At 60.6% G+C, this 18772-nt stretch carries 18 protein-coding genes; 8 read left to right on the top strand and 10 right to left on the bottom strand.

Annotation, left to right across the window (positions count from 1 at the left end; translation table 11 throughout):
• The first annotated feature begins 1 nt into the window (after position 1).
• From KUW67_RS16380 to KUW67_RS16360, 5 genes are all read left to right on the top strand, one after another.
• A complete protein-coding gene (locus KUW67_RS16380; RefSeq protein ID WP_224826409.1) occupies positions 2-1309 on the top strand; it encodes a thymidine phosphorylase in 1308 nt (435 codons plus the stop codon).
• Positions 1309-2505: a phosphopentomutase gene (locus KUW67_RS16375; protein ID WP_224826408.1), complete on the top strand. Its 1197-nt coding sequence runs from the start codon at positions 1309-1311 to the stop codon at positions 2503-2505. The genes KUW67_RS16380 and KUW67_RS16375 overlap by 1 nt, the downstream gene beginning before the upstream one ends.
• A complete protein-coding gene (locus KUW67_RS16370; RefSeq protein ID WP_224826407.1) occupies positions 2502-3485 on the top strand; it encodes an adenosine deaminase in 984 nt (327 codons plus the stop codon). The genes KUW67_RS16375 and KUW67_RS16370 overlap by 4 nt, the downstream gene beginning before the upstream one ends.
• Entirely contained in the window at positions 3482-4114 is a 633-nt protein-coding gene (gene upp / locus KUW67_RS16365) for a uracil phosphoribosyltransferase (RefSeq protein WP_224826406.1), read from the top strand. Before KUW67_RS16370 ends, upp begins: the two co-directional genes overlap by 4 nt.
• Positions 4115-4235: 121 nt before the next feature.
• Positions 4236-5483: an SPOR domain-containing protein gene (locus tag KUW67_RS16360; protein ID WP_224826405.1), complete on the top strand. Its 1248-nt coding sequence runs from the start codon at positions 4236-4238 to the stop codon at positions 5481-5483.
• 75 nt (positions 5484-5558) lie between these two features.
• On the opposite strand, the gene KUW67_RS16355 is transcribed toward KUW67_RS16360, so the two are convergent.
• Together KUW67_RS16355 and KUW67_RS16350 are read right to left on the bottom strand one after the other, a co-directional pair.
• Positions 5559-6569 carry a hypothetical protein gene (locus KUW67_RS16355; RefSeq protein ID WP_224826404.1) on the bottom strand — a complete coding sequence of 337 codons (1011 nt, stop codon included), beginning with the start codon at positions 6567-6569 and terminating at the stop codon, positions 5559-5561.
• Between the two features lie 72 nt (positions 6570-6641).
• Positions 6642-8270 (bottom strand): AMP-binding protein, encoded by a 1629-nt coding sequence (locus KUW67_RS16350; protein WP_224826403.1) that lies wholly within the window; start codon positions 8268-8270, stop codon positions 6642-6644.
• 82 nt (positions 8271-8352) lie between these two features.
• Between KUW67_RS16350 and KUW67_RS16345 the strand changes: the two genes are divergently transcribed.
• The 3 genes from KUW67_RS16345 (at position 8353) to KUW67_RS16335 (ending at position 10806) form a co-directional block, all read left to right on the top strand.
• A complete protein-coding gene (locus KUW67_RS16345) occupies positions 8353-9273 on the top strand; it encodes a DMT family transporter (protein ID WP_224826402.1) in 921 nt (306 codons plus the stop codon).
• Positions 9274-9277: 4 nt separating this feature from the next.
• Positions 9278-9916, top strand: a complete 639-nt coding sequence (locus KUW67_RS16340; RefSeq protein WP_224826401.1) for a sulfotransferase family 2 domain-containing protein — start codon at positions 9278-9280, stop codon at positions 9914-9916.
• A gap of 161 nt (positions 9917-10077) precedes the next feature.
• Complete coding sequence (locus KUW67_RS16335; protein WP_224826400.1) at positions 10078-10806, top strand: Hint domain-containing protein; 729 nt, start codon at positions 10078-10080, stop codon at positions 10804-10806.
• Here the strand turns inward: KUW67_RS16335 and KUW67_RS16330 are convergent.
• The 8 genes from KUW67_RS16330 to KUW67_RS16295 all read right to left on the bottom strand — a co-directional run bounded on the left by KUW67_RS16330 (position 10803) and on the right by KUW67_RS16295 (position 18659).
• Positions 10803-11309, bottom strand: a complete 507-nt coding sequence (locus KUW67_RS16330) for a hypothetical protein (RefSeq protein WP_224826399.1) — start codon at positions 11307-11309, stop codon at positions 10803-10805. The two genes, KUW67_RS16335 and KUW67_RS16330, sit on opposite strands and share 4 nt — an antisense overlap.
• 48 nt (positions 11310-11357) lie before the next feature.
• Positions 11358-13559 (bottom strand): 3-hydroxyacyl-CoA dehydrogenase NAD-binding domain-containing protein, encoded by a 2202-nt coding sequence (locus KUW67_RS16325; RefSeq protein ID WP_224826398.1) that lies wholly within the window; start codon positions 13557-13559, stop codon positions 11358-11360.
• Positions 13560-13579: 20 nt separating this feature from the next.
• On the bottom strand, positions 13580-14791 hold the full coding sequence (locus KUW67_RS16320) for an acetyl-CoA C-acetyltransferase (RefSeq protein ID WP_224826397.1): 1212 nt from the start codon (positions 14789-14791) through the stop codon (positions 13580-13582).
• Positions 14792-14806: 15 nt separating this feature from the next.
• Positions 14807-15445, bottom strand: a complete 639-nt coding sequence (locus KUW67_RS16315; RefSeq protein WP_224826396.1) for a glutathione S-transferase family protein — start codon at positions 15443-15445, stop codon at positions 14807-14809.
• A gap of 143 nt (positions 15446-15588) precedes the next feature.
• The gene (locus KUW67_RS16310) at positions 15589-15801 is read right to left on the bottom strand and encodes a hypothetical protein (RefSeq protein WP_224826395.1); all 213 of its coding nucleotides are present in this window, start codon (positions 15799-15801) and stop codon (positions 15589-15591) included.
• A 33-nt stretch (positions 15802-15834) separates the two neighbouring features.
• Positions 15835-17613 (bottom strand): acyl-CoA dehydrogenase C-terminal domain-containing protein, encoded by a 1779-nt coding sequence (locus KUW67_RS16305; RefSeq protein WP_224826394.1) that lies wholly within the window; start codon positions 17611-17613, stop codon positions 15835-15837.
• 25 nt (positions 17614-17638) lie between these two features.
• Positions 17639-18034 (bottom strand): MerR family DNA-binding transcriptional regulator, encoded by a 396-nt coding sequence (locus KUW67_RS16300; RefSeq protein ID WP_224826393.1) that lies wholly within the window; start codon positions 18032-18034, stop codon positions 17639-17641.
• A gap of 256 nt (positions 18035-18290) precedes the next feature.
• Complete coding sequence (locus KUW67_RS16295) at positions 18291-18659, bottom strand: MerR family DNA-binding transcriptional regulator (protein ID WP_224826392.1); 369 nt, start codon at positions 18657-18659, stop codon at positions 18291-18293.
• Positions 18660-18772 lie beyond the last annotated feature (113 nt).

The raw sequence follows: 18772 nt of genomic DNA, 5'->3' as shown, positions 1-18772 counted from the left end.
CATGGATCCGCGCAGCGTCATCAGATTGGTCCGCGAAGGCCAATCCGTATCAGAAGCCGAAATCGCCCGCTTTTGCGAAGGCTTGGCCGATGGCAGTGTAAGTGATGCCCAAGGAGCTGCCTTTGCAATGGCCGTTTGCATGGGCGGCCTTTCCGAGCATGAGCGTATCGCGTTAACCACGTCGATGCGCGACAGCGGGCAGGTGATGCGGTGGCAATTGGACGGGCCAGTGCTGGATAAACACTCCACCGGCGGCGTGGGTGATTGCGTATCGCTTTTGCTGGCCCCGGCGCTGGCGGCTTGCGGGGCCTATGTCCCGATGATTTCGGGTCGGGGTCTGGGACATACGGGCGGAACGCTCGACAAGCTCGAAGCGATTCCGGGTTTGAAAACCGAAATTCCGCAAGACCAGTTTCGTCGGGTCGTGGGGCAGGTCGGATGCGCCATCGTCAGCGCCACCGCCGATATCGCCCCCGCCGACAAGCGTCTCTACGCAATTCGTGACATGACCGCGACCGTGAACAGCCCAGAGCTGATCACCGCCTCGATCCTGTCGAAAAAGCTTGCGGCTGGCCTTGATGGATTGGTGCTGGACGTCAAACTTGGCTCGGGCGCCTTCATGAAATCCATGGGCGCGGCCTCTGATCTGGCCGAAATGCTGGTCGAGACGGCCAATGGCGCGGGCTGCCCGACCCGCGCTTTCATCACCGATATGAACCAACCACTGGCCAAATCGCTGGGCAATGCGCTGGAAGTGATGGAGGTCATGCAAGCCCTCACAGGCGATGAGGTGAACCCTGATCTGCCCGATCTTGCCGCGACGTTGGGCGGCGAATTGCTGGTCATGGCAGGGCTGGCGGATACCGCCGAAGACGGTGCCGTGCAGATTGCCGACAGCTTGCATGACGGCTCTGCCGCCGAGCGGTTTCAGGCGATGGTTGCGGCGATGGGCGGACCCCATGATTTCGTGGATCGTTGGCACGATCGCTTGCCCGCCGCCCCCATTGTGCAAGAGGTCCACGCCCGCGATGCCGGTCACGTCACCGCGCTAGATAGCGAGGCGCTGGGCCGTGTTGTGGTGCAATTGGGCGGTGGGCGCGTGACGGCAGACGACCGGATCGACCCCGCCGTGGGTCTGTCTGAGCTTTGCGAGTTGGGCGATTTCGTGGATGACGCTGTCCCCGTGGCTTTGATCCATGCGCGCGATCAGGCTTCGGCCGACCGGGCGGCGCAGGCAATTCGTAGCGCCGTCACTGTCAGCGATACCGCGCCAGACGTGCCGCCGACAGTCTACCGGATGGTCAGCTGATGACGCGCGCTTTTCTTATCGTGATGGACTCTGTGGGTTGCGGCGGCGCACCGGATGCGGCGGATTTTGGGGATGAAGGGGCCAATACCCTGGGCCATATCGCACAGGCTTGTGCGGCCGGTCAGGCAGAGGAAGGCCGCAGCGGACCGCTTCATCTGCCGCATCTTGATGCGCTTGGATTAGGGGCCGCGGTCCGGCTCGCCTCGGGTGCCGAAACACCAGGATTAACGGCCACGCCGACCGGAATATGGGGCGCGGCGACCGAGGTCTCGAAAGGCAAGGACACGCCCTCGGGCCATTGGGAACTTGCGGGCGTCCCTGTGCCGTGGGACTGGCATTATTTCCCCGACACCGATCCGTGCTTCCCCGAACCGGTCGTCACGCAGGTTTGCCTCGCCGCAGGCACGGGCGGGCTGTTGGGCAATCGTCACGCCCCCGGCACCGCGATCATCGAGGAAGAAGGCGCGCGCCATCTGCAGACCGGCTGGCCGATCTGTTACACCTCTGCCGATAGCGTGTTTCAGATTGCCGCCCATGAAGAGGCGTTCGGGCTTGATCGACTCTATCAGCTGTGCCGCGATCTGACGCCGATGCTGCACGCGATGAAGGTTGGCCGCGTCATTGCACGCCCTTTCATCGGCTCGCCTGAAGCCGGATTTACCCGTACCACCAATCGCAAGGATTTTGCGATCCCGTTGCCGTCACCGTCGCTTTGCGATTGGGTGCAAGGGGCAGGCGGAACTGTGCAAGCCATTGGCAAGATTGGAGATATCTTCTCCATGCAGGGGATCGACACGGTCGTGAAAGGCGACGATGCGGCGTTGATGGAGCATCTGGTGAACGCGGTTCAGACGGCGCCCGACAATGCGTTTGTCTTCGCCAACTTTGTCGAGTTCGACAGCCTCTATGGCCACCGCCGCGATGTTGCGGGCTATGCCCGCGCGCTGGAATGGTTCGATGCGCAACTGCCCCGCGTTATGGATGGGCTACGCGCCGATGATCTGATGATTTTCACTGCGGATCATGGCAATGACCCAACCTGGCGCGGCACGGATCACACACGCGAACGCGTTCCGGTCGTCGGAAAAGGGCCGGATGTTAACCAAATCGGGCAGGTGGGGTTCGCCGATGTTGCAGCCTCAATCGCGGCGCATCTCGGTGTCCCCGCCCAAGGCCCCGGACGGAGCTTTCTATGACGACGCATCTGCCAAAGGTTGAGCTTCACCTACATCTTGAAGGCGCGGCACCGCCTGCGTTCATTCGCGGCTTGGCGCAGGAGAAGTCTGTTAATCTCGACGGGATTTTCGATGAGGCTGGCAATTACAGCTACAGCGATTTCAACGATTTTCTGCGGGTCTATGAGGCGGCGACAAGCGTGCTGACCTCGCCCGAGGATTACGCCCGTCTGACCACCGCCGTGCTGGAGCAATGCGCGGCCAATGATGTGATCTATGCCGAGACGTTCCTGTCCCCCGATTTCTGCGGTGGGCGTGATGTGGGCGCATGGCGCGAATACCTTCACGCGATGCAAGAGGCCGCGACCAAGGCTGAGGCCCAAGACGGCATTATCCTGCGGGGCATCGTGACATGTATCCGTCATTTCGGCCCGGAAAAGGCAAAGGAAACAGCGCTTTGTGCCGCTGAGACGGCAGGTGACTGGATTGTCGGTTACGGCATTGCGGGTGACGAAATGGCCGGCAAGCCAAGCGACTTTGCCTACAGTTTCGACATGGCCCGCGAGGCCGGATTGCGCCTGACCGCCCATGCGGGCGAGTGGGGCGGGGCGGCCTCTGTCCGCGACGCGTGGCGCGATTTGCGGGTCGAACGGATTGGGCATGGCGTCCACGCTATTCAGGACCCCGCTTTGGTCGATGAGCTGGCAGAAGCCGGAGTTGTGCTCGAAGTCTGCCCAGGGTCCAACGTGGCCCTTGGGGTTGCCAAGCGCTGGGCCGATCACCCGATCGAAAAACTGCGCGCAGCGGGTGTCAAAGTCACCGTGTCCACGGACGATCCGCCGTTCTTTCACACGACTATGCGGGCCGAGTATGATCGCCTTGCCGATACGTTTGGCTGGGACGATGAAATCTTCGGCCAGATCGCGAAAACATCCGCAGAAGCCGCTTTTTGCGACGCCGAGACCCGCACAACCTTGTTAACCAAATTGGAGACCCCATGAGCGATCTGTTAACCGTTGTCGATCACCCTTTGGTGCAACACAAGCTGACGCTGATGCGGCGGGTTGAGACCTCCACCGGTCAGTTTCGCACCCTGCTGCGCGAGATCAGCCACCTGTTGGCATATGAGGTGACGCGCGATCTGCCCGTTGTCGAGGTCCCGACCGAGACGCCAATGGGGCCAATGCAGGCCCCGCAGCTGGACGGCAAAAAGCTGGCCCTTGTGTCGATCCTGCGTGCGGGCAATGGCTTGCTGGACGGTGTGCTTGACCTGATCCCCTCCGCGCGTGTGGGCTTTGTCGGGCTCTACCGGGACGAGGAAACGCTTCAGCCTGTGCAGTATTATTGCAAGCTGCCCGACGCGCTGGAAGAACGCCTTGTGATCGCGGTTGATCCGATGCTGGCGACGGGCAACTCATCCGCCGCAGCGGTTGATTTGCTGAAGGAAGCAGGGGCGAGAAACATCCGCTTCTTGTGCCTTTTGGCCGCTCCCGAGGGCATTGCCCGCATGCAGGAGGCCCATCCGGACGTGCCGATCATCACCGCATCTGTAGACGAGAAGCTGAACGAGCAGGGGTATATTGTCCCCGGACTAGGAGATGCGGGAGACCGCATGTTTGGAACTAAATAAGCCAAATCGGACGGATTGTTTCTTTACTCGTTATGGTTTTTGACGCATTGTTCCACCATATTTTGTGGGGGCACATATGCGTTTTCGGCAGGTACGTTCGGTTTTAGCGGTAATCTTGAGCATGACAGCGGGGGGAGCTGCAGCGCAGGGCGATATCCCCGCAGAGTTTCCGCCAGCGTCTTTCACCGCCAAGCAATATGTTGACAGCCGCGGCTGTGTTTATGTGCGCGCAGGCATCAGCGGCAACACCACTTGGGTGCCGCGCGTCACGCGTAGCCGCAAGCAAATCTGCGGTATGCAGCCCTCTCTCGGTAGTCGTGCCCGTGTGGCGGAAGCCCCTGCGGCTGCACCCGCCGCGCCAGAGATTATCGAGCCGCGCCAAACGGCGCAGGCCACACCGCGCCGTCCCGCCGCCCCGCGTATTTTCCAGCGCCAGCCGGGTCGCCCGATTGATACGGTCGCGTCAGCCCGGCCCGCGCCTAAGGCTGTCGTGCGAACCCAGCAAGCGCCGCGCAGCGTGGTGCGCGCACCGGCTGCTCAGCCGCGTGTTGTTGTGCGCCGTCCGGTCGCCGCAGCTCCGGCACCCCAAGCCACGCGCCGTCAGGCTGCATGCCAAGGGGCGTCTGCCCTGTCCAGCCGGTACATCAACTCGGGCGGCAAGGCCGCTGTGCGCTGCGGTCCCCAAGCAGAATCCCCGGTCACCGTCCTGCGCGGGTCTAACGGCCAACGCGTCGTAGCCACCGCGCCAGCGCGCCGCGAGGTCATCACGCCGCCTCCCGGCTACCGTCGCGTCTGGGAAGACGATCGCCTGAACCCAAACAGGGGTCCACGCACGGCCCAAGGGGATGCGCAGATGGCCCGCGTCTGGACGGACACGCTGCCCCGCGAGGGTAAAACCCGTGTGCGCAGTGCGTCGTCTGGATGTCAGGGCGCTTCTGCGCTGTCGAGCCGCTATATCAACTCGGGCGAAAAGGCCGCTGTGCGCTGTGGTCCTCAAGCCGAGGCCCCTGTGACCTATGTCACGCGTCAGGCAGCGCCCACCAAACGGATCAAGGCGCCCAAAAAGCAGACCCGCGTGGTGCGCAAAGAGCGTCTATCGGCCATGAACGCCCCTGCACCGCGTCAACAGGCGCGTGCAGCCAGCCACCGGTTCGTGCAGGTCGGCACATTTGGTGTCCCGCAGAACGCAACCAACACAGCGCGGCGCTTGCAGGCGAGCGGTTTGCCCGTGCGTCTGAGCAAATACTCCAAAGGTGGCAAAAACTATACAATCGTATTGGCAGGGCCTTTCGGCACGCAATCGCAGCTCAATGCAGGGCTGAACCGGGCACGTCAGGCCGGGTTCAGGGATGCATTCCTGCGCAAGTAAGCGCGTCAGAAAAAGGCGAAAAAGAAGGGGCGGGATGCGAAGAGGCATCGCGCCCCTTTTCATTTATGCGGGGCGTTATTCGCCGCAAATCCCTTGCAGGCTGACCCAATCCTGATCGCTGAGCGAAATCTTCTCGGAGCCTGCGGGAAACGGATCGGCCTCGATCAGATCAAGGGTTGTCTCGCCTGACGGATCGACCGCATAGGCAAAGCTGGTTGAGCGCAGGCCCGCCTCTTTAAACCTTGTGAGCAAGGCTGTGCTGTCGGGCAGCGCCGGGGTCTGGGCCAGTAGATGCTCGGCATAGCCTGTCAGGGTCGCCTCTGGCACTTCGCCTTGGGTCAATAACCGGAAGCTGGTCAGCGGACCGGCATAGGCAAGCATTTGTTCCAGCGCAGGCTCGGCAGCGATGCGGGCCTGTTCGGCCAGCAGATAGCCTGCGAGCACGTCCGGATCCTCGTGATCCTCGACCACGCGGGCATTGATCAGAATGTCGCCTCCGGGCAGGCCAATCGTGTCGGGCAGCGTCGCACGCACCACGCGCAGATCACCGGGCAGGCCCAGCCGCACGGCGATACGGCGTAACGCGCGGTCGCCCAAAGCGGTGGAGCACGCGCGCCCTGTGATCCGGGTCAGATGCCGTGTGAGATCCCGCCCGATCTGGTCGCGCTTCACCTCTGGCACAACGGTGTTGGCATGGGCCACCAGCGCACCGGGCAACCAGAACAGCCCCAACCAGCCGATAAAGACGATGCTGCCACCAAAGATTGCAAACCGCAGGCGGCCGGGCTGTGGGCGGCGTTTCAGGATCGTCTTGCGCACTGTCTCCAGCGCGTCAATCATCGTGTCATCTGCGACTTCAAGCGTTTCGCTTTGTTCGGTGTCGGGCGCAAAAAGGGCAGGGCGTTCGCCCGGATTGATCCGTTCAATCGCGGGCAGCGACCAATGGGTCAGCGCACGCCCAGCCTTGTCTGACACCACAAGCGTGGCATTGCCAAACGACAGCACGACATCCTGCCTTTGGGCATCCGCTGTCGCGCGCCAAAGGCCGGGGCTTTCGAGCCGGTCATATTTGTTCAGAGCTGTCACGGGTTTGGCTGCTCTACCGCTTTTATATTTGCGGACACTCTAGACCAGCGAAGGTCCGCTCACAACGCCAAGTCAAAGGGATTTGGCAATCGTGCGCAGCTCGAACTTCTGGATTTTCCCGGTGGAGGTCTTGGGCAGCTCCTGAAAGATCACCCGCTTGGGTGTCTTGAAGCCCGCCAGACGCTCGCGCGAGAAGGCGATGATCTCGGCCTCGTCTGCGGTCGCGCCGTCTTTCAGCTCGACAAAGGCGCATGGCACCTCGCCCCATTTGTCGTCTGGCTTGGCCACCACAGCGGCCAGCAGGATTGCCGGGTGGTGCATCAACGCGCCTTCCACCTCGACCGAACTGATGTTCTCGCCGCCCGAAATGATGATGTCCTTGGCGCGATCCGCGATCTGCACGTGGCCGTCAGGGTGCTGCACCGCGATGTCGCCCGAGTGGAAATGCCCGCCCGCAAAGCTCTCGCGCGTGGCTTTCTCGTTCTTGAGATAGCCCTTCATCACCGAATTGCCTCGCAGCACGATCTCACCTTGGGTCGTGCCGTCCATGGCGATCTGCTGGTTGTTTTCGTCGACGACGCCGAGATGCTCCATCATCGGGAAGGCCACACCCTGACGCGCCTTGATCGCCGCTTGTTCGGATTGGGGCAGCCCGTCCCACGCGTCGGCATTCCACAGACATTCGGTGACATGGCCATAGGTCTCGGTCAGCCCGTAGACCTGCATGACATTGAAGCCCAGCTTTTCAATCGCGGCCAGCGTTGCGGCAGCGGGCGGCGCACCAGCGGTAAAGACCTGCACCTCGTGATCGAAAGAGCGGCGCTCGCTGTCCTTGGCGTTGACGATCATGTTCAGCACGATGGGCGCGCCGCCGAAATGCGTGACCCCTTCATCGGCCAGCGCGTCATAGATCGCACCTGCGCTGATATCGCGGCAGCACACAATCGTGCCGCCCAGCATCGGCATCATCCACGTGTGGTTCCAGCCATTGCAATGAAAGAGCGGCACAATCGTCAGATAGCGTGGGTAAAGCTGCATCTGCCAGCTCACGACCGTGCCCATCGTCATCAGATACGCGCCTCTGTGATGGTAGACGACACCCTTGGGCCGCCCGGTTGTGCCGGAGGTGTAGTTGATCGCGAGGCTCTCCCATTCATCCTCGGGCATGATCCAGGCGAAATCGGCATCGCCTGTGGCCAGAAAATCCTCGTAGTCAATCTGCTCGCCCATATGGTGCACGCCTGCGGCGTCATCAGGCACTTCAATGATCTGCGGGGCGGGGCCTTCCATCAGGCCGATGGCATCCATCGCAATGGGCAGGAACTGGCTGTCGACCAGCACGGCTTTGGCCTCAGCGTGATCGAAAATATAGGCAATCGTGTCGGCCTCAAGCCGGATGTTGATCGTGTTCAGGACCGCGCCGCAGGCTGGCACGCCGAAATGCGCCTCTGCCTGAGCCGGGACATTGGGCAAGAGCGTCGCCACCACATCGCCCGGTTTGATCCCGATCTTTACCAGCGCCGAGGCCAGCTGCGACACCCGCGCGTGATACTCTCGATAGGTCTTGCGGTGATCGCCATAGATCACGGCCTCACGATCCGGGAACACCTGCTCCGCCCTGTGCAAATGCGACAGCGGCGTAAGGGGCACGTAGTTTGCTGCGTTTTTCTCCAGACCGCTTTCGTCAGCCAGCCATCCCATCGCGCTCTCCTCAACCGCGTTTTCAAATGTCCGACAATTATGGCGCTTGCCAACGCGCTTGGAAAGCGCAATCTGTGGCGCGATGACGCAGGACGCTCCCACTCAACCGCGCAAAGCTGCGCTTTGCATCCTTGGAGCGATGGCGATGCTGGGGTGCATCGACAATTTCGTGTTTCGCATCAGTGCCGAAATCGGGCTTTGGCAGATGCATGCCGTCCGCTCGGTGATGGCGCTGATACTGATCGCGGGCCTGTCCGCGTTGGGATTTGGCAGCCTGCGCCCCAGGCGCTTCGGCCCGGTCGTGATCCGCAGTGCGTTGGTCGCCACGTCTATGCTGCTTTACTTCGGATCACTTGCCTTTCTGCCGATCGCACAATCACTCGCGGGGCTGTTCACCTCGCCGATTTGGGTGCTTGTCGTCTCGGCGCTTGCGCTGGGCCAACCCATCGGCCCGGTGCGCATCGCCGCTGTCGCTTTGGGGTTCACGGGCACCCTACTGGTCTTGCAGCCTGACCCGGCCAACCTGTCGCTGGTCACCCTGATGCCGGTGGGGGCGGGATTGCTCTACGCGCTGGGGGCGCTGGCCACGCGCCGCTGGTGCTTGCAGGAATCCACGCTTTGCCTGTTGGCAGGTTTCATGGCCATTCTGGGCCTTTGGGGCGTGATTGGTCTCGGTGTATTGACGCTTTTTCCGCAAGCAGTGCCGGACGGGCCTGACGGGTTTCTGATCCGGGGGTGGGTTCCGATCTCTCCGCTGATCTGGGGTCTGATCGCGATACAGGCGGTCGGTTCTGTGATCGGTGTGGGCCTTATCATCAAAGCCTATCAGCTGGGCGAAACGTCCACCGTCGCCGTGCTTGAATACGCCGTTATTTTGTTCGCCTCTTTCTTCGCGTGGCTTTTCTTCAGCCAGCTTTTGAATCCGCTGGGTTTTTTTGGCGTCGCCCTCGTGATCACCGCAGGATCGCTGATTGCGATCCGCACGGCGCGCGCGGTAGCGTGAGCCTATGATTATCTCGCAGGGCAGGCGCTATATCTTCATCCATATCCCCAAGACCGGCGGCACCTCGATGGCGCTGGCGCTGGAGGCGCGCGCGATGAAAGACGACATCATGCTGGGCGACACACCGAAAGCGCGCAACCGGCGCCATAAGGTCAAAGACACGCCTGCATCAGGACGCCTCTGGAAGCATTCGCGCATTCGCGACATTTACGGGCTGGTCGATCAGGATCAAATCGACGCATCTTTCTGTTTCACGCTGGTGCGGAACCCCTATGACCGCGTGCTGAGCTATTACCACTGGCTGCGCGGGCAGAGCTTTGCCCACCCGGCGGTGACCCTCGCAAAGGCCTCCAGCTTTGGCGCGTTTCTGGACGATCCGCATACCGAAGCCACTCTGCGCAACAACCCGGCGTCCAGCTATATGACCGATGCCACGGGGCGCGATGCGTGCACGGCCTATATTCGGCTCGAGCATCTCGCCACGGATCTCGCTCCGCTTGAAGCGCATCTGGGTTTTGCGTTGGACCTGCCCCATGTGAATGCCAGCCCAACGGCTGAGCGTGCACAGTATACCGATCAGCAGCGCGCCCGAGTCGCAGCGCTCTGCGCTGAAGACTTCGCGCGATTCGGGTATTCGGTTTAACGCAGCGAATCCTGTCTAAAAGGCCAGGCGATTGTCCCGGGATCAGGATCAATGCAGGAAATATGGATAAAACTTGTCTGAAATTGGAACCATTGCCCGAAACTTGCCACTTTTAAGGCCAAACTCCGACTTGGGAATCACTGCTTTTTGGGGTGCTGCAAATGACGTTCCATGCTGCCGCGTTGGACGTCTCACCAAAAGCGGGGAGTGACATGTTTGGATTGCGCAAGGGGCTCTTCGGGGGGACCAGACAGACGATCGAAACCACCGGCGCTTGGGACGGACTGCCCGGTGTGGCGTCCGGGCTGGTCTCAGGCACACGGGTTGCGACTCGCATGGGCTGGCGCCCGGTCGAGGCGATTACAGAGGGTGACGAAGTTCTCACCTTCGATCACGGGCTGCAAACAGTTATAGAAGTGCGCCGCGAGGTGGTCTGGAGTGCCACCACCGATTGCCCGGAGCATCTATGGCCGTTACATGTCCCCGCCGATGCGCTGGGCAACCTGCAAGAAACCCACCTGCTGCCCGAACAACATGTGCTTGTCGAAAGCGATGCGGCCGAGGATTTCCTGGGTGATCCCTTCGCCATGCTGCCTGCAGAGGCACTGGTTGGCTTTCGCGGCATCACCCGGCAGATGCCGACCGAAGTGATTGAAGTCGTGACCTTGCATTTCCGCCGGGACGAGATTGTCTTTGCCAATATCGGCGCGCTTTTCTATCAGCCCAAATCGACCTGCCTTGTAGGGGATCTGGCCGATACGGTCGCGCAGGATTACACCGCGCTGCCGATCTGCACTGCACGCGAATTGGTCGAGATGATGGTGCTGGACGATCAGCCCGTTTACCCCGCCGAAGTTGACGAAGCGTTGCTGGAAGTCGCTGTCGCTTAAACTGGCAGCTCGAACTGCGTCAGGGCATCGAAATCGGGGATCACAGTGACCCTCGTTTCTGCTCCAAGCTCGGCCACTTGCGCGCGGATCTTCGGCATCAGGTTTTCATGGATGTGCCACGTGAACTCGAACAGTGCGCGCGTGTCCGGGCGCTCTGCCACGCCCGCAGGCGCACCTTCGAAATTGCCTTGAGCCATCGTCGATTGCCGCTCGGCCAGCAGCCAGTAATTCTGCCAGATTGGGAAGTCGCACAAGATCACATGGGTGGCGCGTTTCATGCGGACGCCCAAGCTGGCGCTATAGCCCATCCCGTCCATAATCCATGCTTCTTCAGCCATCGCGGCCTCGTGGGCGATGTCATATTCGGCCTCTGGCACCATCTGCCAGCCGGGCCGCCAAAGCAGCTGATCCACCTCGACCAAGGGCATATCAAACTGCGCGGCCAGTTTTCGTGACAGCGTGGATTTTCCGCTGCCTGCATTTCCAAATATCGCGATGCGCATGTTCGTCTCTCAAAGCAAAAAGGGCGGCCCCTTGGACCGCCCCCGCTCTTATGCGGCTTGCGCTGATTTGCCAAACCGTCCGTAGAAGCTTTGGCCTTTTGCCGCCATCTCGCGCAGCAGATCGGGCGTTTTGAAGCGGTCCCCGTAGCTTGCGGTCAACTGGTCGCACCGCTCGGCCGCATAGGGCGTGCCGATGATATCGAGCCAGCTGAACGGCCCGCCCGACCAAGGCGCAAAGCCCCAGCCCAGGATCGCGCCGACATCGCCTTCACGGATGTCTTCCAGCACGCCGTCCTCCAGCGCACGCACGCCTTCCAGTACTTGCGCGAACAACAAACGATGCTGGACTTCGACCAAAGACGGCTGCTCGTCGGCCACAGGATACTTCGCTTCAAGCCCCTCCCAAAGCAGCCCGCGCTTGCCCTTCTCGTCGTACTCGTAAAAGCCCGCGTTCGACTTGCGCCCCAAACGGCCCTCATCGGCCATCCAGAACAAAACCTCGTCCACTTCGCCGTCGGGATAGGCATCGCCCATCGCCGCGCGCGTCGCCTTGGCGATCTTCACGCCCAGATCGACCGAGGTCTCATCGACCAATTGCAGCGGCCCCAAAGGCATCCCAACCAGCTTGGCGGCATTCTCGATCAAGGCAGGCTCCACACCTTCCTTCACCATGCGGATGCCTTCGTTGATGTAGGGAATGATGCAGCGGTTGGCATAGAAGAACCGCGCGTCGTTCACCACGATCGGCGTCTTGCGGATCTGGCGCACAAAATCGAGCGCCTTGGCCACCGCCACATCGCCGGTTTTCTGCCCCTTGATGATCTCCACCAGCAGCATCTTGTCGACGGGGGAGAAGAAGTGGATGCCGATGAACTGCTCAGGCCGCGCACTCGCCTTGGCCAATTCGCTGATCGGAAGGGTGGAGGTGTTGGTCGCAAAGATGCAGTCCTCACCCACGACGGCCTCAACCTTCTTGGTCACCTCCGCCTTCACGCCCATATCCTCGAACACCGCTTCCACGATCAGATCGCAGCCTTTCAGCGCGTCATAATCGGTGGTCGCGTTGATAAGGCCCAAGACGGCCTCTTTCTTCTCGGGCGTCACTTTCTTGCGCGCGATGCCCTTGTCGAGATGCGCTTCCGTGTAGGCCTTGCCCTTGTCAGCCGCCTCCTGAGCGCTGTCGATCAGCACAACCTTGATCCCTGCAAGGGCCGAGACCAGCGCGATACCAGCGCCCATCATGCCCGCGCCGATCACGCCGACCTGTTTGACCTTCTGATCGTCCACAGCCGGACGGTTCGCACCTTTCTCAAGCGCTTCCTTGTTGATGAACAAGGACCGGATCATCGCCGACGACGACGGGTTCATCAGCACATTCGTGAACCACCGTGCCTCGATCTTCAGCGCAGTATCAAACGGCACCAACGCGCCTTCATAGACCGCGCTCAACAGTGCTTTCGCCGCCGGATACACACCCTGCGTCTTGCCATTCACCATGGCCGAGGCACCCACGAACGTCATGAACCCCGCCGGATGATACGGCGCACCGCCGGGCATCTTGTAGCCCTTCGCGTCCCACGGCTTGACGATATCCGCGTCGGTCGCGTTCAGAACCCACTCTTTCGCGCGGTCCAGCAATTCATCTGCTGGCACAACCTCGTCCACGACACCCGCCATCTTGGCTTTCTTTGGGTCGTTCAGCTTGCCTTCCAAGAGCAGTGGAGACGCCTGCATCGCGCCCAGTTTCCGCGACAGCCGCATCGTGCCGCCCGCGCCGGGGAAGATACCGACCATAATCTCGGGCAGACCGATCTTGGCCTTGGGATTATCCGCCGCAAAAATCCGGTGACAGGCCAGCGGGATTTCCAGGCCGATCCCCAACGCCGTGCCGGGCAGGGCAGCCGCCACAGGCTTGCCGCCTTTGTTCGTCTTCGGGTCCATCCCCGCGCGCTCGATCCGGCGCAATACGCCATGCATTTCCATCACGCCTTCAAACAGGCCCTTGGCCGGGTCATCGCCTGCGCTTTCCTTCATCTTGGCGATGATGTTCAGGTCCATCCCGCCAGCAAAGCTGTCTTTACCGGACGTGATCACGATCCCCTTCACAGCCTCATCGGCCAGCGCATCCTGCACATGGGCATCAAGGTCTTCGAACCCTTGCTCGTTCATCACGTTCATGGACTTGCCTTGCACGTCCCAAGTGATCACCGCGACGCCGTCTGCGCCTTTTTCCATCGTGAAATCAGTCATTTGCTTGTCTCCTGTCGCGCTTAGACGCGCTCGATGATCGTGGCCGCACCCATGCCGGATGCGATGCAAAGCGTGGCAAGGCCGACCTCCTTGTCGGAGCGCTCCATCTCATCCAGCAGCGTGCCGATGATGATCGCGCCGGTGGCCCCCAACGGATGCCCCATCGCAATCGAGCCGCCATTGACGTTGACCTTGCTGTCGTCGACATCAAACGCCTGCATGAAGCGCAGCACGACCGATGCAAACGCCTCGTTCACCTCGAACAGATCAATGTCGCTGATGGCCATGCCGTTATCGGCGAGGATCTTATGGGTCACAGGCACGGGGCCCGTCAGCATGATCGTCGGATCGGTGCCGATCTTGGCCGTCGCGCGGATGCGTGCGCGAGGCTTGAGGCCGAATTTCTCCCCAAATTCTTTGGAGCCGATCAGAACCCCAGCCGCCCCGTCCACGATGCCCGAGGAATTGCCGGCGTGGTGAATATGGTTAATCCGCTCCAGATGCGGATATTTCATCAAGGCGACCTTGTCGAAGCCCGGCATCACCTCGCCCATGTCCTTGAACGACGCTTTGAGCGCGCCAAGGCTCTGCATATCTGTGCCGGGGCGCATGTATTCGTCATGATCCAGGATCGCGAGACCATTCTGGTCGCGCACGGTGATGATCGACTTGTCAAAGCGGTTGTCATCCCAAGCCGCCTTCGCGCGGTTTTGCGATTGCACCGCCAGCGCATCTGCGTCATCGCGGCTAAAGCCATATTCTGTTGCGATAATGTCCGCCGAAATGCCCTGCGGCACGAAATACGTGTCCATCGCAATCGACGGATCCACGGCAATCGCCGCCCCGTCGCTGCCCATGGCCACACGGCCCATCATCTCGACCCCGCCCGCGATATAGGCTTCGCCTGCGCCGCCTTTGACTTGGTTCGCCGCAAGGTTCACAGCTTCCATGCCGCTCGCACAAAAGCGGTTAATGGCCAGGCCGGGGATCGACTGATCCAGTTCTGATGCCAGCACCGCCGTGCGCGCCAGACAGCCGCCTTGCTCGCCGACTTGCGTGACGTTGCCCCAGATCACGTCTTCAACCGCGTGACCTTCCAGATTGTTACGGTCTTTGACCGCGTTCAGCACCTGCGCAGAGAGCCGCGCGCTCGTTACCTCATGCAGGCTGCCGTCCTTGCGGCCCTTGCCCCGCGGCGTGCGCACAGCGTCGTAAATATAGGCTTCGGTCATGGTTTTGCCTTTCGGTTATTGCGCGTCCGCAGCGGAACGCGGCATCAGATCATAGGGGTGTTTCCAGCCGGGCGTGCCCTCAATCCGGGTCAGCCAGGCGTCAATATGGGGCCATTCGGCCCGGTCGAACCCAAAGGGCTCGGGGTAAAACAGGTATCCACAGCACGAGATATCGGCGACGGTGAGCGCGTCGCCCACGATCCAGTCGCGGCCTTCAAGATGGGCGTCCAGCACCTGATAGGCGGCCTTCAAACGGCCCTGAGTAAAAGCGATCACCTCCGCCGGACGTTTTTCTTCCGGCAGGAAATTCATCAAGAACCGCGCCATTCCGGCCTGCGAGCTGAGCTTGTGATTGTCCCACAAAACCCAACGCAGCACCTCGCGCCGCTCTTCTGGCGTGGCCCCCGTCAGCTTGCTCGACAGATGCACGACATAGTCCTGAATCGCGCCGGACTGCGTGAGCGTGTAGTCGTGATCCGTATCGACCAAGACAGGCACTTCGCCCATCGGATTGATTGCACGGAAGGCGTCCGAGCGGCTTTCGCCACCGAAGAAGTCGACAAACACCGGCTCCCAATCAAGGCCGGATAACTCCAGTGTCAGCGCCGCCTTATAAGCGTTGCCGCTTTCCCCGAAGCAATAGAGTTTTAACATCTTGCGTCCCGCCTCCCATCGGTCCCAAGCGCCTTTTGGCTTCCGTAAGATCTAGGTATTTTTGGACAAAAGAAGGCGGCAGCCGCATTAACCTTAATGGCTTCTTTTGTCCCCAAATACCTTCCCGCCGAAGGCGTCCTTGGCTATTTCTTCCGCGCCTCCAGCTCGGAATTGAAGATCCGAAGCCGGTGGCCAAACGTGTCTTCATCCAGAATGCTGTCGAAGTTCTCGAAGAGGAACGAGAGCGCCTCGCCTTCGTCCAGACCCGCTTCACGCGCGAACCGCTTGAGCCTGCGATAGCCGTCTTCCGTCATTGCAATCGGAAAGCGGCGGGTCAGGCGAAGACGTTTCGGCATGGGCGGGTCCTTCTCAAAGTGCTCCCCAGCAACCTAGAAGTTTGCGGCCTCCAGTTCCATGACCGTATCGGCACCGGCTTCAACACGGGCCAGATGGGTCGACGTGGCGGGCAGTTGACGCGCCATGTAGTAGCGCCCCGTGGCCAGTTTGGTCTGGTGGAATTCCGCGTCCGAGGTGCCGTTTTCCAGCGCCTCATACGAGGCTTTCGCCATCTGCGCCCACATGAAGCCCACGCAGACATGCCCCATCAGGTGCATGAAGTCATAAGAGCCCGACAGCGCGTTGTTGGGGTTCTTCATGCCGTTCTGCATGAAATACATCGCGGCCTGTTGCAGGTCCTTGGAGGCTTTCTTGAGCGGCTTAAGGAACTCGGCATTCAGGGCCTCATGGCCTGCGTTTTCCTTGATGTAGCCTTTGATCATTTCAAAGAACCCCATCACGGTCTTGCCGCCATTCAGGCCCAGTTTGCGGCCCACCAGATCAAGCGACTGGATGCCGTTGGTGCCTTCATAGATCATCGTGATGCGCGCATCGCGGACGAACTGCTCAAGACCCCATTCCTGCGTAAAGCCCGACCCGCCGAGGGTCTGCTGCGCCAGAACGGTCGTCTCGAAGCCCTTGTCCGTCAGGAAGCCCTTAAGGACAGGCGTCATCAGCGAGATCAGGTCATCGGCTTCCTTGTCCCCATTGCGATGCGCACGATCGATCAGGGACGCACCCCAGAAGGTAAATGCGCGCGCGCCTTCGATAAAGCTCTTTTGATGCAAGAGGTTACGGCGCACGTCGGGATGCACGATGATCGGATCAGCGGGCTTGTCTGCCGCTTCCGTTCCGGTGACGGCACGGCCCTGCAAACGATCCTGCGCGAAGGCCAAGGCGTTCTGATAGGCGACCACACCTTGCGCGTAGCCTTGCAGACCAACGCCCAGACGCGCTTCGTTCATCATGGTGAACATCGCACGCATGCCTTTATGCATCTCACCGATCAGGTAGCCCGTGGCCCCGTCATAGTTCATGACGCAGGTTGCGTTGCCGTGGATGCCCATCTTCTTTTCCAGACCGCCACAGGACAGCGAATTGCGCTCGCCCAGCGATCCGTCCTCGCTCACCAAGAACTTCGGCACGATGAACAGCGAAATCCCTTTCACGCCCTCGGGGCCACCGGGGATTTTCGCCAGAACGAGGTGAATGATGTTGTCGGTCAGGTCATGCTCGCCTGCCGAGATCCAGATCTTCTGACCGGAAATCTTGTAGGTGCCGTCGTCCTGCGGCTCCGCTTTCGTGCGGATCAGGCCCAGATCGGTGCCGCATTGCGGCTCGGTCAGGTTCATGGTGCCGGACCAAGACCCTTCGACCATCTTCGGCAGGTAAGTCGCTTTCTGGTCTTCGGACCCGTGCGCGTGGATCGCGGCATAGGCGCCGTGGGTCAGGCCCTGATACATGTTGAACGCCATGTTGGACGACACGAACATCTCGCCCACTGCGGAATGCAGCAGATAGGGCATGCCCTGACCGCCATAGTCAGGGTCCGCATCCAGACCCATCCAGCCGCCTGCGCGCATCTGGTCATAGGCGTCCTTGAAGCCTTCGGGCGTGCGCACCACACCGTTTTCCAGCGTGCAGCCCTGTTCATCACCCACAGGGTTCAGCGGGGCAAGCACCTCGACCGACAGTTTGCCGGCCTCTTCCAGAACGGCACTTGTGAAGTCGCGGTCCAGTTCGTCATAGCCCGGAATATCTGCATCCGAGATTTTCAGAACGTCATGCAGAAGATACTGCATATCCTTGGTGGGGGCGGTGTAATGCGGCATGTCTTACTCCCTTTTAAGACCTGTCTTAACTGGCGGCTTTCTGCTGGAGTTGCGCGATCATCTCGGCCCCCCAGTTGAGTTGTTCTTTTAGATCGGCAATCGCCTCATCCAGTTCGGCGCGCTGGCTTTCCATGTCAGCAAGGCGCTGGCGGGCGATATCATAGGTCTGTGTCAGCTGTGTGAGTTGCTGATCTCCGCGATCATACAAATCCAGAAGCTGGCGGATTTCTTCCAGGCTGAACCCAAAACGCTTGCCGCGCAGGATCAGCTTGAGCCGCGCACGGTCGCGGCGGGTGAACAGGCGCTTTTGGCCTTCGCGGATCGGAAACAGAAGTTCCTTGGCCTCGTAGAACCGCAAGGTGCGGGGGGTGACGTCATACGCGTCACACATCTGGCGGATCGTCATGATCTTGTCGGTCATCTCAACACTCCGGTGGCTGCATGAAGTGAGCCGGATGTTTGCGTTTCGAAGTGAACTTACAAGTTTAGTTGACGTTGACGTAAGCGTAACGCCGCGTCACTTCCAGATTGACGAAAGGTTAAGTGCGTTTCCCTAGGGTCAGGCGCAACAATATGAGGCGCTCAAAGCGCTTTGGGCTGCTTCAAAAGAGCGTTTTCACAATGCCCGACTCATCATACCCAGTGGCAGATGACCTGTTTGCGACTGTCTGACCGGATTAATTAAGCTCGGCTTTCACGCCATCGCGGAGGCGTTCCAGCTCGGTGATGGTCTCATCAAGTTGTTTGCGCTGATCGGCAAGTTCTGCCAATTGCCCATCCGCCAATTCGATCCAGGCGCGCATCTGGGCTTCGGTGCCTTCATGCTCGTAGATCAAAAGCCACTGCCGGATATCCTCCAGCGAGAAGCCAAATCTGCGACCGCGCAAAATCAGCGTCATGCGCGCACATTCGCGCGGGCCGTAGAACCGCGAGCGGCCTTCGCGTTCGGGCTGCAACAGCTCGATATACTCGTAATAGCGCAGTGTTCGCGGCGTCACGTCGAACTTCGCGCACATCTCTTTGAATGAAATGCGGGTGTCTGACATGTCGCTCCTCCTTGATCAAAGGCTACTTTGCCGCGCTCTTAGGCACAAGTCTTAGGACGTTCGAAGGTTCCAGTTTGCGCTTGTGCCGGGCGCGGCGCGGGGCAAATATGGCC

The organism is Cognatishimia sp. MH4019 (genome assembly GCF_020177595.1).
Lineage (GTDB): Bacteria > Pseudomonadota > Alphaproteobacteria > Rhodobacterales > Rhodobacteraceae > JAHTBL01.
This window is presented reverse-complemented; position numbering and strand designations above follow the sequence as displayed.

What these genes read in the sequence shown, in the direction of transcription:
- KUW67_RS16360 (WP_224826405.1), top strand. Translation starts at nt 4,236, where the DNA reads ATGACAGCGGGGGGAGCTGCAGCGCAGGGCGATATCCCCGCAGAGTTT.
- KUW67_RS16325 (WP_224826398.1), bottom strand. Translation starts at nt 13,559, where the DNA reads ATGACTGATTTCACGATGGAAAAAGGCGCAGACGGCGTCGCGGTGATC.
- upp (WP_224826406.1), top strand. Translation starts at nt 3,482, where the DNA reads ATGAGCGATCTGTTAACCGTTGTCGATCACCCTTTGGTGCAACACAAG.
- KUW67_RS16340 (WP_224826401.1), top strand. Translation starts at nt 9,278, where the DNA reads ATGATTATCTCGCAGGGCAGGCGCTATATCTTCATCCATATCCCCAAG.
- KUW67_RS16345 (WP_224826402.1), top strand. Translation starts at nt 8,353, where the DNA reads ATGACGCAGGACGCTCCCACTCAACCGCGCAAAGCTGCGCTTTGCATC.
- KUW67_RS16295 (WP_224826392.1), bottom strand. Translation starts at nt 18,659, where the DNA reads ATGTCAGACACCCGCATTTCATTCAAAGAGATGTGCGCGAAGTTCGAC.
- KUW67_RS16330 (WP_224826399.1), bottom strand. Translation starts at nt 11,309, where the DNA reads ATGCGCATCGCGATATTTGGAAATGCAGGCAGCGGAAAATCCACGCTG.
- KUW67_RS16300 (WP_224826393.1), bottom strand. Translation starts at nt 18,034, where the DNA reads ATGACCGACAAGATCATGACGATCCGCCAGATGTGTGACGCGTATGAC.
- KUW67_RS16305 (WP_224826394.1), bottom strand. Translation starts at nt 17,613, where the DNA reads ATGCCGCATTACACCGCCCCCACCAAGGATATGCAGTATCTTCTGCAT.
- KUW67_RS16310 (WP_224826395.1), bottom strand. Translation starts at nt 15,801, where the DNA reads ATGCCGAAACGTCTTCGCCTGACCCGCCGCTTTCCGATTGCAATGACG.
- KUW67_RS16380 (WP_224826409.1), top strand. Translation starts at nt 2, where the DNA reads ATGGATCCGCGCAGCGTCATCAGATTGGTCCGCGAAGGCCAATCCGTA.
- KUW67_RS16370 (WP_224826407.1), top strand. Translation starts at nt 2,502, where the DNA reads ATGACGACGCATCTGCCAAAGGTTGAGCTTCACCTACATCTTGAAGGC.
- KUW67_RS16335 (WP_224826400.1), top strand. Translation starts at nt 10,078, where the DNA reads ATGACGTTCCATGCTGCCGCGTTGGACGTCTCACCAAAAGCGGGGAGT.
- KUW67_RS16320 (WP_224826397.1), bottom strand. Translation starts at nt 14,791, where the DNA reads ATGACCGAAGCCTATATTTACGACGCTGTGCGCACGCCGCGGGGCAAG.
- KUW67_RS16350 (WP_224826403.1), bottom strand. Translation starts at nt 8,270, where the DNA reads ATGGGATGGCTGGCTGACGAAAGCGGTCTGGAGAAAAACGCAGCAAAC.
- KUW67_RS16375 (WP_224826408.1), top strand. Translation starts at nt 1,309, where the DNA reads ATGACGCGCGCTTTTCTTATCGTGATGGACTCTGTGGGTTGCGGCGGC.
- KUW67_RS16315 (WP_224826396.1), bottom strand. Translation starts at nt 15,445, where the DNA reads ATGTTAAAACTCTATTGCTTCGGGGAAAGCGGCAACGCTTATAAGGCG.